This is a genomic window from Candidatus Abyssobacteria bacterium SURF_5 (assembly GCA_003598085.1).
Lineage (GTDB): Bacteria > Abyssobacteria > SURF-5 > SURF-5 > SURF-5 > SURF-5.
Window position 1 is genome coordinate 1 of sequence record QZKU01000016.1, and the last position, 14176, is coordinate 14176.

At 53.6% G+C, this 14176-nt stretch carries 12 protein-coding genes and 1 tRNA gene; 2 read left to right on the forward strand and 11 right to left on the reverse strand.

Features of this window, described 5'->3' with window-relative positions:
• Positions 1-201 precede the first annotated feature (201 nt).
• The gene (locus C4520_01500) at positions 202-1167 is read left to right on the forward strand and encodes a peptidyl-prolyl cis-trans isomerase (protein RJP25936.1); all 966 of its coding nucleotides are present in this window, start codon (positions 202-204) and stop codon (positions 1165-1167) included.
• Here the strand turns inward: C4520_01500 and C4520_01505 are convergent.
• The 11 genes from C4520_01505 to C4520_01555 form a co-directional block, all read right to left on the reverse strand.
• Positions 1149-2144, reverse strand: a complete 996-nt coding sequence (locus C4520_01505) for an ROK family protein (GenBank protein ID RJP25937.1) — start codon at positions 2142-2144, stop codon at positions 1149-1151. The genes C4520_01500 and C4520_01505 overlap by 19 nt on opposite strands.
• Before the next feature lie 26 nt (positions 2145-2170).
• Positions 2171-3484, reverse strand: coding sequence for a bifunctional folylpolyglutamate synthase/dihydrofolate synthase (locus C4520_01510; GenBank protein ID RJP25938.1), 1314 nt, complete (start codon positions 3482-3484; stop codon positions 2171-2173).
• 142 nt (positions 3485-3626) lie between these two features.
• Positions 3627-4364 (reverse strand): hypothetical protein, encoded by a 738-nt coding sequence (locus tag C4520_01515; GenBank protein RJP25939.1) that lies wholly within the window; start codon positions 4362-4364, stop codon positions 3627-3629.
• Positions 4357-5643, reverse strand: a complete 1287-nt coding sequence (gene leuC, locus C4520_01520) for a 3-isopropylmalate dehydratase large subunit (protein RJP25940.1) — start codon at positions 5641-5643, stop codon at positions 4357-4359. The genes C4520_01515 and leuC overlap by 8 nt, the downstream gene beginning before the upstream one ends.
• Positions 5644-5764: 121 nt before the next feature.
• Positions 5765-6268: an acetolactate synthase small subunit gene (gene ilvN, locus C4520_01525; protein ID RJP25941.1), complete on the reverse strand. Its 504-nt coding sequence runs from the start codon at positions 6266-6268 to the stop codon at positions 5765-5767.
• The gene (gene ilvB / locus C4520_01530) at positions 6265-7941 is read right to left on the reverse strand and encodes a biosynthetic-type acetolactate synthase large subunit (GenBank protein ID RJP25942.1); all 1677 of its coding nucleotides are present in this window, start codon (positions 7939-7941) and stop codon (positions 6265-6267) included. The genes ilvN and ilvB overlap by 4 nt, the downstream gene beginning before the upstream one ends.
• Before the next feature lie 20 nt (positions 7942-7961).
• A complete protein-coding gene (ilvD, locus tag C4520_01535) occupies positions 7962-9644 on the reverse strand; it encodes a dihydroxy-acid dehydratase (protein RJP25943.1) in 1683 nt (560 codons plus the stop codon).
• Between the two features lie 14 nt (positions 9645-9658).
• On the reverse strand, positions 9659-10216 hold the full coding sequence (locus C4520_01540) for an aminoacyl-tRNA hydrolase (GenBank protein RJP25944.1): 558 nt from the start codon (positions 10214-10216) through the stop codon (positions 9659-9661).
• Between the two features lie 5 nt (positions 10217-10221).
• Positions 10222-10914 (reverse strand): 50S ribosomal protein L25, encoded by a 693-nt coding sequence (locus C4520_01545; protein ID RJP25945.1) that lies wholly within the window; start codon positions 10912-10914, stop codon positions 10222-10224.
• Between the two features lie 37 nt (positions 10915-10951).
• Positions 10952-12322, reverse strand: a complete 1371-nt coding sequence (gene glmU, locus C4520_01550; GenBank protein RJP25946.1) for a UDP-N-acetylglucosamine diphosphorylase/glucosamine-1-phosphate N-acetyltransferase — start codon at positions 12320-12322, stop codon at positions 10952-10954.
• A gap of 51 nt (positions 12323-12373) precedes the next feature.
• Positions 12374-12448 (reverse strand) — tRNA-Gln (locus C4520_01555).
• 228 nt (positions 12449-12676) lie between these two features.
• Between C4520_01555 and C4520_01560 the strand changes: the two genes are divergently transcribed.
• Positions 12677-13990, forward strand: coding sequence for an HDOD domain-containing protein (locus tag C4520_01560; protein RJP25947.1), 1314 nt, complete (start codon positions 12677-12679; stop codon positions 13988-13990).
• The last annotated feature ends 186 nt before the right edge of the window (positions 13991-14176 follow it).

Sequence of the window (14176 nt, forward strand, 5' to 3'; positions counted from 1 at the left end):
AAACACCAAAGCTATCACTCAGAAGAAAAAGAACAAAAGCCGCCCTCGATCAAACTTTCCTACAGAAATTACTCGGAATTTAGATGCGTAAGCCCTGGCAGGCTTGGTTGGTTGTGTTAGGTCGACCGGCGCGCCGGAAAAAATCTTACATCAAAGGGTTGTTGTCGTTCGCGGCGCCATGATATAATAAGCTAAATATAAATGAAAGGGATGAACATGAGACGACATATCTGCTTCCTCCTTTTTTTTGTCCTGGCTCCGCTTACGGGATGCGGCCTTCTCGTCGATCAGGGACGCCAGGTGATGGCGGAGGTTGGCGGCAAACCGATTCGGCGCGATGATCTTATGGCTCGAATCAGGATGCTCCCGTTCGAGGAGCGTGCGAAGACCAATGATCCGGATCAAGCGGTTCGCTTGGATGCGCGCCGCTCGTTACTCGAAAATATCATTATCGAAGAATTGCTCATTTTGGAAGCTGAATCTCGGGGAAATCAGGTGAGCGATGAAGAGGTTTTCGCTGTCCTCGAGGCGAGGGAGCAGGAGGAACAGGAGGCTGAGCTCGAAGAAGGCATGGGAGGAACCTCCGCCCATGAACATAAAGGAGAAGACGGACATTCCAAGCAGGAAATCAACGAAGTGCGCCGGCAGCTTATGGTGCAGAAAATGATCGGTGAAGAATTGAACGAAACAACAAGGAAGCGCTACTACGAGGCTCATCCCGACGAGTTTTCGATTTCACCTCCTCAATTTGTCTATGAACTTCTTGTCGTAGACGCGCGCAACGACAGATTCCTGAAGGATACCGCCCAAAAAGCCGAACAAGAAGGAGTTGCCCTGAGCGCTGCAGTCGCCTCGGTTCCGGATGCCCCCCCCATTAATTTCTGCGGGGAGATTCCGCCGACACCGTTCATGAGGCTGACGCCGGCCATCCGCGAAAAGGTCAAAGGCCTTTCCATTGATCAGGTTTCGGAGCCGTTTCAGATAAATCCCGCCGATCCGAATCTTCACGCCGTTGCCAGGTTGGCTCGGCGAATTGACGCGATTCCCTATGAGCAGGTCAAACAGGCGATTAACCAAAAGCTCTACGAAAATTTTCTGCGGGAGCTCCGCGACAAACATAAGGTTGTATATTATCAGGATCGACTCGACTATCGGTTGGAGGGATAATTCTTTTCCAGGTAGGTCATGGCAAACGTGGCCGCTCCGATCATGCCTGCATCCTTTCCAAGACGTGCCTGAAAAACAGGAGTTTGCTTACCTACCTGGTTCATCGCGAGGGATTCCATGCTCTCTCTCATCGGGTCAAAAAGAATTTCTCCTGCATTGGCAACACCTCCCCCAATGATGAAGCATTCCGGATTCAAGAGATTTACGAGCACCGCCAGGGCTACACCGACATAGATACCGGTTTCCCGCCACACATCCAAGGCGATTTCGTCCCCGGCGGCGGCAGCTTCTGAGAGGAGTTTGGGAGTTATATTCTCCACCTGATTCCCCGCAAGCTCTAAAATGACGCTCTTTCCATCGATCTGCTCCCGCAGCCGCTCGACCGCATTTTGAACGATGAAACGGTTTCCTACGTAGCGCTCGAGACATCCCTTGGCGCCGCACGCGCACAGGCGGCCATTCATATCCAGTGTCATATGACCGATCTCGCCTGCCAGGCCGCTCATCCCGCGATAGATATCCCTGTCGATTACAATCGCTCCGCCGACGCCCGTCCCCAGCGTGAGGCAGACAAAATTCCGAAATCCTTTGCCAGCTCCATGCACCATCTCGCCTATTGCCATCACGTTGGCATCATTATCCACAAACGCGGGAAGATGATTGCTTCGCTCCAATTCTTTCGCGAGCGGCACAAATTGCCATCCCGGAATATTCGTCAAATCATTCACAATTCCGGCCGCATAATTCACCCAGCCGGGCGCTCCCACTCCAATGGCGAGAAGCGATTCCTTTAAGACGTCATTCTTCTCCAGCAGCATGCCGATCGATTTCTTTGCGCTCGCAAGAAAGTCTGCGGGGCTCGATATATCACGTGTTGCTGTTTCCACCTTTGAAACGAGCTGTCCTTCGCGGGTCACCAATCCGATCTTTATCCACGTCGCGCCGATGTCGACGCCGATATAGTATCGCAATCCCATAGCTGACCCCTTCTGGTAGAAAACGTTCAGGCGTGCCAAACGGCTTTCGTATTCATGTTTTCAACAAACTGCTTGACCTCGGCAACGTTGAACAAAGAGCCGGCGACCAGAATGATTTCCTCATGTCCGCACAGCGAAAGCGCCCGTCGCATGGCGGCCGCCAGCGACGGCTCGCATAGCGGATTCTCAAAAATCCCGTCTGCGACGGCAAGCAATTTTTCTGCGGAAAGCGCCCGTTCATATGTGGATTGAGTTAAGATGATCGTGCTGCCGACGCTTCTCAGGATGCGCAGGCATTCAGCGGAATCCTTATCTGAGAGAATCGCAACGACCAGGATTATGCGGCGTCCGGGAAAAAGCGATTGTATCGTATCGGCTAGGGCGCGCATGGCCGACGGGTTGTGAGCGCCGTCGAGCAGAACCATTGGAGAATCCAGGATCTTTTCCAGCCTGGCCGGCCATCGGGCGGCCGCCATTCCCGCCCGAAGGGCGCTCTCATCGGATGGGATGATGCCTCTTTTCGCAAGGGTTTCTATCCCCATAACAGCCAAGGCCGCATTGGACGCTTGAAAATCGCCTCCGAGATTAAGCTCAATATCTCGAACACTCCCCCACGGTCCCTCAAAATCGATGTATTGTCTGGGAAAGCGGTCGCGCCGCGAACTCACTCGAAAATCACGGCCCAGATAGAAAACCGCTGAACCACACTCCCCCGCTTTTTGATCGATCACCTGGCGTGCTTCCGGCCGATCTGCAGCCGAAACGACATCGACGCCCGGTTTAATGATACCAGCTTTCTCAACCGCTATTTTTTCAATTGTATCACCCAAATATTCGCAGTGCTCCAGATGGATATTGGTTATCACGCAAAGGCACGGGTTGACGACGTTTGTGGAGTCGTATCGGCCCCCCATTCCAACCTCGATGACTCCGAAGTCTATTCTCATCCGGGCAAAGTAACTGAATGCCATCGCGGTGACAGCTTCGAAGAACGTCGGGTGCCCCAGCTTTGGTTCTGCTTGCATTGCGTGGACAACCGGACGTATCTGTTCCACCAGTTCATCAATATCCTGGCGCGAGATTGGATTGTCGTTCACAACTATTCGCTCGGAAAAATCAATGAGATGAGGAGAAATAAAGCGGCCTACGCGAAAGCCCTTTTCTTCAAGGACGGAGGAAAGGAATGCGGCAACCGAGCCCTTTCCGTTTGTTCCGGTAATGTGGATGACCCGGAACCGAGAATGCGGATTCCCGATCTGGTCAAGGAGGTAATTGATATTGTCCAGCCCGAGCTTGATCCCGAAACGCTGGAAAGACAGTAAATACTCGAGAGAATTCATGCTTCACCTGGAGAGGCTCTCGCTTCTCAATTTCTCGTCGAACACGATTATAGCGCTTTCTGAACGAGAACACGCATAACTTTAAAAAAAAATCCTCGGCTCTCGCGAAATCGCCGGGGATAGAAACCGGAGAAAAAGAAAATTATTGCTCGTCCGCTCCGTCTTGTTGCTCTTCCTCCTCCCAATGGAGCAGGCGCGAGCAACTCGGGCATGCCCGGATTCTGCCGCCCATGACTTCATTGACCAACTGAGGCGGAAGCGCCATATGACAAGCGCCGCAGGATTCATCCCGTATGTGGGCAATTGCCAGGCCCCCTTTATGACTCCGAATCCTGTCGTACTGGTTGAGCAGGGAAACCTCCACGCCTGCAGCCATCTGCTGCCGTTCGGATCGGGTATCTTTCAGGCAGGCATCGAGCGCATTTTTTTGCTGCTGCAAGCGGTCCTTCTCTTTTTCGATTTCCTGCTGCATTTTCCTGAGTTCGGCTTCCTTTTGTTTTACCTGAACCTCTACTCCTTCCACTTCATCCATCTTGGAAAGGATCTGCTCTTCAAGATCGCCTATTTCTTTCTCGACCGTGTCAACCTCCAAAAGGATCGCCTTGTATTCCCGGTTCGTCTTGATCAGCGGCAATTGTGTGTTGAACTTGACCAACGCCGTCTGTTTCTGTTCCAGCGACCTCTCGAGCTGGCGCTGCTCTTTCCTCCTCTCTTCGATCGCCTGAATCAACTTGTTCAATTCAAGTTTATGGATTTGCAGCGAACTTTCCCAGTCCCTGATTTGCCGGGGGATGGCGGAGGCTTCAATCTCCATCCCCTGAATCTTCAAATCCACCTTCTGGACATCGAGCAATTTCTGTAAGGGCATTTTCTTATCCATCGTTTTTGGCTGCAGTAGATGTTATTTCATCAGGACCGCAAATGAATCCGGCTATAGCCGTTGCGGCCGCAACCGCCGGTCCTGCAAGATACACTTCACTTTTCGGATGACCCATCCGGCCGACAAAGTTTCGGTTCGTCGTCGCGAGCGCGCGCTCCCCCTCGGCAAGAACACCCATGTGTCCTCCGAGACACGGACCGCATGTGGGAGTCGAGACCGCGGCGCCGGCTTCCAGAAAAACGTCCAGCAGTCCTTCAGCGCTGCACTCCCTGACAACCGACGGTGTGGCCGGAATTATCAGACACCTTACCCGCGGATGAACTTTGTGCCCGCGGAGGATTTCGGCCGCAACGCGCATATCCTCAATCCTGCCGTTGGTGCATGAGCCGATTACGACCTGATCGATCTCCACTCCGCCCAGTTCAGCGGCGGGGCGGGTGTTGGACGGAAGAGAGGGACAGGCGACCTGTAATGGGATTTGTGAAGCGTCGAATTCGAACACTTCCCGATACCGCGCGTCCGGATCGCTCCTGAGCATGTCAAACCGGCGGCGGGCGCGCGGTTTGACATATTCCAGCGTCAGTTGGTCAGGTTCGATCATTCCCGCTTTGGCGCCTGCCTCGATCGCCATGTTGCAGATGGTAAAACGGTCCGCCATCGGCAGGCCGGAAATGGCTTCACCGCAGAATTCCATGGCGGTGTACAGTGCCCCGTCGACCCCTATTTTACCTATGGTATACAGGATGAGGTCTTTCCCTGAAACCCATTTTGAAAGGCGCCCATGGTAGATGAACTTGAAGTTTTCGGGCACTTTCAGCCAAACTTCACCCGTGGCCATGGCTGCGGCGAGATCAGTGCTGCCCACGCCGGTCGAGAAGGCGCCTAACGCGCCGTAGGTGCACGTGTGAGAATCGGCGCCGATGACCAGATCACCGGGCAAGACCAATCCCAACTCGGGCAAAAGCGCGTGCTCGACGCCCATTTTGCCGGCTTCGTAGAAATGTTCTATCCCGTACCGGCGCGCGAACAGGCGCATCTGTCTCACCTGTTGAGCGCTCTGAATATCTTTATTCGGGACAAAGTGGTCGGCAATGAGTGCGATACGCGAGGGGTCGTAAACGTGTGACGATCCGATTTGCTGAAAGGCTTCAATAGCGATTGGGGCGGTGATATCGTTTGCCAGAGCGAAGTCAACGGAAGCGTTGATCAATTCGCCGGGCGAGACTTCCTCCACACCGGCATGTTTCGCCAGTATTTTCTGGGCAAGGGTTGATGGCATCTTTTTTCTTTTCTATCTATCGGCATCGTGGAATCCGCCATTGGGTCAATAATCATTTTACCATGCGTGCGGCATCTTTGCCAACTTCAACAATGCTGTTCAGCGCGTGCGGCCCCGGGCACTATTTATGGTTGTTCCCGCGCGTATTCTTTCTATCACGGGAGATCGCGATTTTCCCGCTGCGTACAACCTCCAGTTTCCCGAATTCCTGCAGCAGATCCATGATTCCCCGCACATTTTCTTCCGAACCGGACAGCTCTACAGTCAGAGAGCGAAGCGCAACATCGACGATCCTTCCTCTGTAAATATCCACGATCTGCATGATCTCGGAGCGCGTTTTCCCGTCGCACGGAATTTTGATCAGCGCGAGCTCACTGTCAATGAAATCGTCTTTGGTGAGGTCGCTGACCTTGATCACATCGACCAGTCTATTCAATTGTTTGATCACCTGCTCGATGATCATGTCGTCCCCTTTTACGACCAGCGTGATCCGCGAGACGGTTGGATCCTCGGTTTCTCCGACGGAAAGACTGTCGATGTTAAAGCCGCGTCCGCTGAACAAACCGGAGATGCGCGCAAGTACACCAAATTGATTTTCGACCAGCACCGATATCGTATGTTTCATGCCAGGCCTCCGATCATCTGATGTATTCCTGCTCCCACCGGAACCATCGGATAAACGTTTTCCTCTCGCGCCACTTCGAAGTCGAGAATGACCGGCAAAGGCGTCTTGATGGCCTCTTCAATGGCAGGACGCACGTCCTTTTTCTTCCTTATTCTCATGCCCTTCGCGCCGTACGCTTCGGCAATCTTCACGAAATCCGGATTGTTCAAAAGGCACGTCGAGGAATAGCGGCGATTATGGAAAAGCTCCTGCCATTGCCGGACCATTCCGAGGAAGTGATTATTGAGTATCGCTACGTTGATCGGCAAGCGGTTGTGCACGGCGGTCGCCAGTTCCTGAATGTTCATCTGGATGCTGCCGTCGCCCGCAATGTCGAATACCACCTTATCTGGCCGGCCCAGTTGCGCTCCGATGGCGGCGGGAAGACCGTAACCCATCGTCCCCAGCCCTCCGGAAGAGAGAAAGCTGCGCGGGGATTTGAACTTGTAGTAGTGAGCGGCCCACATCTGGTTCTGTCCGACCTCGGTAGTGATAATCGCCTCGCCTTTGGTCGCCTCATAGATTTGCTCGACGACATATTGAGGCTTTATTTCCTTGTCGCTGTCTTTATAGGTAAGCGGATACTGGGCTTTCCAGTCTTCGATCTGCTTCAGCCAGTTTCCGTTGTCGGTCCGAGTAACGAGCGGTATCAACTTCGCCAGAATGTTGGCGGCATCGCCAACGATCGGCACGTCAACGCGAACGTTCTTGCTGATCGCCGTCGGATCGACATCAATATGGATAATCTTCGCATGGACTGCGAATTCTTTGATGTTGCCGGTGACCCGGTCGTCGAATCGGGTGCCGACGGCGACAATAAGATCGCATTCAGACAGCGCATAATTGGCAAACCGGGTGCCGTGCATTCCAGGCATCCCCAGAAACAGCTTGTCGTCAGCCGGAAATCCACCCAACCCGAGCAGACTCGTCGTTACGGGGAGCCTCGTCTTGTGCGCGAGTTGGACAAGCTCCTTTGCGGCGCCGGCGAGAATTACCCCGCCGCCCGCATAAATAACAGCTTTCTTTGACGCGTTGATCAGTTCCGCAGCTTTCTTTATCTGCTTCACATGGCCGTCCAGTACCGGTTTGTACCCCCGGATCGTCACTTCTGAAACCGGCACATACTCAGTCTCAGTGACAGCCACATCCTTCGGCAGGTCAACAAGCACCGGACCCGGCCGCCCCGTTGAGGCTATGTAGAAGGCCTCTTTGATAATCCGCGCCAGATCCCGCGCATTGCGCACCAGAAAATTATGCTTTGTGATCGGACGCGTGATACCCACAATGTCGGATTCCTGAAAGGCGTCGTTTCCGATCATCGGCGTCGGCACCTGCCCTGTAAAGACAACGATCGGAATCGAATCCATATTAGCCGTCGCGAGACCGGTCACTGTATTACATGCGCCGGGACCCGAGGTCACCAGACATACGCCCACTTTCCCGGTTGCGCGGGCGTATCCATCGGCTGCGTGTGTGGCTCCCTGCTCGTGACGCGTAAGGATCACCTTCAGCGGCGAATCGAACAGAGCGTCAAAAACGGGAATCACCACACCGCCCGGAATTCCGAACAGGTATTCGACATTCTCTCGCAGCAGGGACTCCACAAAAATCTGTGCACCGGTCATCATCGTCATACTCTTGAATCCTTCTTCAGTCAGTCTTCGAAAACGGCGCCTGTACTGCCGGAGGTAACCAGCCGGGAATAGCGGCCGAGATATCCGGTTGATACTTTCGCCTTCGGAGGCCGCCAGTCCTTCAGCCGTTTTTTCAACTCGTTTTTCGAAAGGCGAACGGTAAGCTTTTTGCCGGGAATATCAATTTCGATGATATCGCCGTTTCTCAATCCCGCAATCGGTCCGCCGGCCATCGCTTCGGGCGAGACGTGGCCGATCGAGGCGCCGGTCGTGGCGCCCGAGAACCTGCCGTCGGTGATCAAAGCCACGTCTTTGTCCATGCCGATTCCTTTTATGGCGGCCGTCGGCGTCAGCATTTCCTGCATTCCCGGTCCGCCCTTGGGACCTTCATATCTAATGACAATGACTTCGCCGGCCTTGATCTTTCGGCCGATGATGGCTTCGGCAGCCGAGCCTTCGCTCTCGAATATGCGCGCGGGACCGCTGTGCCTCAGCATTTCGGGCGCAACCGCGGATTGTTTGACAATCGATCCTTCGGGCGCAAGGTTCCCAAAGAGCGCGGCAAGACCGCCGGTCGCGTGATACGGTTCATCAAGCGGTCGGACAACGTCTGCATCCTTTACAGTCACCGTTCGCAGATTCGCACCCAGGCTCTTGCCGGTTGCTGTCAGAGCGGTTCCGTCAATCAGTCTTCCCTGCAGCAAGCGTTTCAGAATTGCCTGGACTCCGCCCGCGTAGTACAGGTCCTCGAGGTGGTGCGAGCCGCCGGGCGCCATATTGCAGATGTGCGGTGTGCGTTCGGATATCTTGTTGAACACGCGCAGTGACAGCTCAAACCCGAGTTCATGCGCGATCGCCGGCAGATGCAGCGCGGAATTGGAGGAGCCGCCAAATGCCATATCGAGAGCGATGGCGTTCTCCAGCGAGGTCCTGGTCATGATGTCTCTCGGTCGAATGCCGCGGCGTATCAGAGCGACGATGGCCATTCCGGCCTCTTTTGCCAGCCGGTATCGTTCCGCGAACACGGCCGGAACCGTGCCGTTGCCGGGAAGAGCGATTCCCAACGCCTCGCTCAGACAGTTCATAGTGTTGGCCGTAAACATGCCTGAACAGGAACCCGCCCCGGGACAGGCGCAATCTTCCATCTCTTTCCACAAGGCGCTGCTGATTTCTCCGCTTGTGGCTTTCGGAATGCCGGCAAACAGGCTGTTCAAATCGATGGCTGCGCCGTCGAGTTTGCCCGCCAGCATCGGGCCGCCGCTGCAGACGAGCGCCGGAATATTGAGCCTGGCCGCGGCCATGATCATGCCGGGTACAATTTTGTCGCAATTCGGAATGAGGACGATGCCGTCAAACGGATGTGCGCGCGCCATGATCTCAACGGAATCTGCAATCAGTTCGCGACTTCCGAGGGAATACTTCATGCCCTCGTGATTCATCGCAATTCCGTCGCAAACGCCAATGGTGCTGAACAGCACCGGCGTCGCTCCGGCCATACGGACGCCGTCTTTTACGGCTTGCGCAACCTTATCGAGATGAATATGACCGGGGATGATCTCATTAAAGGAGCAGGCGATGCCGACAATAGGAGCCGAAAGTTCTTTGTCGGTAAATCCCATGGCTTTGAACAGAGACCGATGAGGTCCTTTCGCAACTCCTTCAATCATCGTTCGGCTTCTCTTGTTGGCATCTGATCTCTTCATGACAATCCCCTATCTCAGTTAAACTGGTTCATGGCCTTCTCAAAAGGTTCCGTGAGAACCGCCTCAATGGCTTGGGACGCTTTTTCGCGTAACTCCGGCAAATCCGCCGATTCCTCTTTTGAAAACGGCTGCAGGACATACGCGCGCAGATCGCCTCCGGCTTTCTCGCCTCGAATTCCGAGCCGTAACCGCGGAATGCACGAAGTACCCAGCGCTGCAATTATCGACTGCATTCCCTTGTGTCCGCCGGACGATCCCGAATCCCTCAGGCGCAGCTTTCCAAAAGGGAGATCTATGTCATCGTATACCAACAACACCTGCGATAACGGGAGGTCATAAAACCGAACAAGCGGCGCGACCGCCTCGCCGCTCAAGTTCATGAATGTCTGTGGCTTGGCCAGGAGAACCTGTTCCCCCTGGATTATGCCCGACGCTATTTTCGCCTTGAATTTCTGTCGCGTGAATGCAAGGCCTTGCCTCTGTGCAAATGTATCCACAACCAAGAAGCCGAAGTTGTGCCTGGTAAGCGCGTACGTTCGCCCCGGATTCCCCAAGCCGACAACGAGTCTCACCTCTGTTATTTCCGTTTCTCGGTCTTCTTCTCTTCCGTTTCTTCCGCTTTTTCGGCTTCCTTCGCAGGCTTGCCGCTGATCACTTCCGGCTCTTCCGCTTCAGCCGGTGCAGCTGCTACCTCAGCAGCGGGCTCGCCTCGCGGAGCGACAATGGATACTACGGCAATATCCGAATCGGTCAGTACAGTAATGCCTTCCGGGATCGACAGGTCGGATACCATAAGCGCATCGCCAAGATCAAGCGAGCTGACATCTATCTTGATGGAATCCGGAATATTTAACGGCAAACTTTCAATCTCAAGTTCCCACAGGGTGCGCTCCAGAATGCCGCCTTGCTTGACGCCCGGCGCCTCGCCCACTATTTCGAATGGAACAGAAGTCTGGATTACTTCGTCCAATGAAATATGACAGAAGTCAACGTGCGTCATCGTTCCCTTAATGGTATCTACCTGCAATTCCTTCACCACGACCGTAATCGGCTCGTCGGCTTTATCCTCGACCGACAACCTGATGATCGCATTGGCGCCGGCGTGTGTGTGAAGCGCCCGGTTCAATTCCTTCGGGTCTACCGCAACCGGGGCCGGTTGTTCGTTCCTCCCGTAGAGAATGCCTGGAACCAGTCCCCGCTTTCGATATTCCCGTGCGCCCTTCTTGCCCGTTTGCGATCTGACGCTTGCTTTTAATTCAACCATTTCCATACTAAGAATCTCCCTCTCGAAATTAAGAATATCAGACCTATTTTTCCTTTTTCAATTCGCGAGCCGGCATGCCCACAAAAATGGCATGCGGGGGGATATCATGATTTTTCGGTACTATCGCGCCGGCGCCGGTAGTCGCATTCTTACCCACTTTGACTGGAGCGACCAGCACCGTTCCACTACCGATTGAAGCTCCGCTGTCAATAAACGTCTCGCTCTTTTTCACGCCATCATAGTTTGCCGTAATCGTCCCTGCCCCAATGTTTACTCCTTCACCTACTTTCGCGTCGCCAATATAGCTCAGATGGTTTATTTTCGTGGAATCATCTATAAATGATTTCTTGATCTCGACAAAGTTGCCGATGTGGACGTTCTCGCCGATGAAAGCCTCGGGTCTCAAATGCGAGTACGGACCAATGCGGCTGTTGTCGCGGACAACACATGACGAAAGGTAAGACATGACCACGACGACATTGCGGCCGATTTCACTGTCAGTGATGTATGTCTGCGGCCCAATGACCGTGCCCGCTCCTATCGAGGTGTAACCCTCAATATATGCAAATGGATAAATGAGGACGTCGCGCTCCATCTTGACGGTATCGGAGACAAACGTCGTTTCGGGATCCATCACGGTGACCCCATCATCCAGCAACCTGTCTATTACCCGGTCATGCATGATGCGGTTGAGCCGAACGAGTTGTTTTCGGCTGTTCACTTGCATGATTTCGGTTTCATCATCCGTACAAACGGTCTCCACCTTTTTCCCGTCATTGATGAGAATCTCGATTACGTCAGTGAGATAATATTCTTTTTGGCTGTTTGAGGTTCTCACCTTCGAGAGCGCATCCAGTAGAGCCCCCGCCTTGAAACAATATATACCAGGATTGATTTCCCGAATCCGTTTTTGCGCAGACGTTGCGTCTTTTTCTTCTACGATCCTGACGATTTTCCGGGAGCGGTCGCGAACGATCCGGCCAAAGCCGCCCGAATCGGACACGCGGGTGGTAACAAGTGTGGCGCCGGCATTCGATTTCTGATGTTTTTCGATCAGTTTTTGAAGCGTTTCCTCTTTTATGAGCGGAACGTCCCCATACAAAACCAGGACGTCCCCTTTGAACCCGAGCAGCTCCGTTTTCGCCTGAGAGACAGCGTGTCCGGTTCCCAACTGCTCGTGCTGTGTCACGTACAGGACGCTCTCTCCGAAATGCCTGCGGACCAACTCCTCCTTATAGCCGACGACAAGGCACAGCTTCACCGGGTTAAAAGGTCTTACGGTCCGAACGATGTATTCGATCATCGGCCTGCCGGAAATCTTGTGGAGTACCTTGGGGATCTCCGACTTCATCCGAGTCCCCTGGCCGGCAGCCAAGATGATACAGGCTAAAGAGGGATCTGCTTGAGATTTCATCTGAACCGTCTCCGGACTTGGCTAAAAAAAGAAAGACGGGAATCTTCCCCGCGGCTGGGGAGGCAGGATTCGAACCTGCGCATGTCGGCTCCAAAGGCCGATGCCTTTCCGCTTGGCGACTCCCCAAATGGACGGCTGCGCACTATAGCGCGCGGTACAACAAATTACCGATAATCAGTTTATGGTATCAAAACAAGGGGCGCTTGTCAAATAAGAGTTCGTTGAGCTTACTACCCGCCGCTCGCACGGAACCCCGTTCTGGCGCTGAATAAAGGATTGACATTTCCAGGCACTTTATGCTAGCCTAACTGAAAGATGGATTTATTGGCATATCAAGAAGTTGATGCGCGCTAAATGATAACAGGCAAAAAAAAGATTGGGGCCCTCCTGATAGAAAGAGGATATGTAACTTCGGAGCAGGTTCGGCGAGCGCTGGAGGTCCAGAAGTCTCGGCGCGACCGGCTGGGCAATATTCTGATCGAACTCGGATACCTGAGCGAACAAAAGTTCCATGAGTTCCTGGGCGCAATCGGAGGGGTCGCCAGCATCGAACTGGCCCGATATGAAATCAGCCGCGATATCATCGATCTGCTTCCTCGCGATCTCGCATTGCGCCATGAAGTCGTCCCCATCGGCAGAATGAAGAGCCTCCTGACCGTCGCGATGGTCTGCCCTCTGGATGAAGTGGCTATTGCGCAACTCGAGGAAGCGACCGATCTGAAGGTGAAACCCGTTCTCTGTTCGCGAAGCGCGGTGTACAGGGCGCTCGATCGCTATTATCAGCGGGGCAAACATCTTGACGAAAAACCGGCCGAAGATACCGTAGATATAGAGACGGCCCCCGATCTAGGCTGGGCTGCGCGGCTGGTCGAACGCGTTCAGGAACTACCCACTCTTCCCGATATTCTGCAGACAGTATCGGCCATTGTCAATGATCCGAATTCTTCCGCTTCAGATCTGGCGAAGGTAATCTCAACCGACGCGGCTCTGTCGGCAAAGATACTGAGGCTCGCCAATTCTCCGGCCTACGGCTTCTCGCGCAAAGTAGTGGACATCAAGCATGCTATTGCGCTCCTCGGTTTTCAGCAGACCCAGTCGCTCGCGGTGACGGTTTCCATCTTCGATTACATGAACAAAGGCGGAGGCTTTGATTTTAAGTCGTACTGGAATCATTCGTTCGCATGCGCCACCCTGGCAAAATTGTTGGCGGCGAACCTGCGGTCCCATGAAATGGAATCAGCCTTTGTCGCGGGGCTGCTTCATGATATCGGAAAAGCCGCTCTTGCAACCGAGATGTTTCGTGAAGACCACTACACCGGCCCCCCTCGAAGTTTTCCATTAACTTCAGACAATGAAGAAGAAGTTATGGGCATCACGCACGCTGAACTCGGTTATCTGCTCAGCGAATTCTGGTTACTGCCGGAGACCCTCAGCCACGCCATTCGATATCATCACATGCCCGAGCAGGAGCCGAAGCGCGGAAAGCTGCCAGGCCTGATTTTTCTCGCCAACATCTTCTGTAAACAGGAGCAGGCGAGTGATCAAACAGCGGGCGACATAGATCAGCGCATTATCAGTATAATTGATCACTTGGGGCTGTCACAGGCCGCGCTCTCTCAAACAATGAACATTTACAAGGATATCGCCACAGATATCTCACTATTCTAATCCTCCTCAAATTTCCTTTTATCCATTAACGTCGACCAGCGCTTCTGACAAAATAGATGAGAGTCTTTCGTCGCAAAGAGCCGTAATGAGGCTGTCCCATAATTATGTTTTTCAAGACGCTCAGACCTGTTAAGGCATTGCATGCTGAGGGAAATTGAGCATCAGCGTTATGATTCTTCCGAATTG

Coding starts and splice junctions, on each gene's coding strand:
- C4520_01500 (RJP25936.1), top strand. CDS start 202: ATGAAAGGGATGAACATGAGACGACATATCTGCTTCCTCCTTTTTTTT.
- C4520_01505 (RJP25937.1), bottom strand. CDS start 2,144: ATGGGATTGCGATACTATATCGGCGTCGACATCGGCGCGACGTGGATA.
- C4520_01510 (RJP25938.1), bottom strand. CDS start 3,484: ATGAATTCTCTCGAGTATTTACTGTCTTTCCAGCGTTTCGGGATCAAG.
- C4520_01515 (RJP25939.1), bottom strand. CDS start 4,364: ATGGATAAGAAAATGCCCTTACAGAAATTGCTCGATGTCCAGAAGGTG.
- leuC (RJP25940.1), bottom strand. CDS start 5,643: ATGCCATCAACCCTTGCCCAGAAAATACTGGCGAAACATGCCGGTGTG.
- ilvN (RJP25941.1), bottom strand. CDS start 6,268: ATGAAACATACGATATCGGTGCTGGTCGAAAATCAATTTGGTGTACTT.
- ilvB (RJP25942.1), bottom strand. CDS start 7,941: ATGACGATGATGACCGGTGCACAGATTTTTGTGGAGTCCCTGCTGCGA.
- ilvD (RJP25943.1), bottom strand. CDS start 9,644: ATGAAGAGATCAGATGCCAACAAGAGAAGCCGAACGATGATTGAAGGA.
- C4520_01545 (RJP25945.1), bottom strand. CDS start 10,914: ATGGAAATGGTTGAATTAAAAGCAAGCGTCAGATCGCAAACGGGCAAG.
- glmU (RJP25946.1), bottom strand. CDS start 12,322: ATGAAATCTCAAGCAGATCCCTCTTTAGCCTGTATCATCTTGGCTGCC.
- C4520_01560 (RJP25947.1), top strand. CDS start 12,677: ATGATAACAGGCAAAAAAAAGATTGGGGCCCTCCTGATAGAAAGAGGA.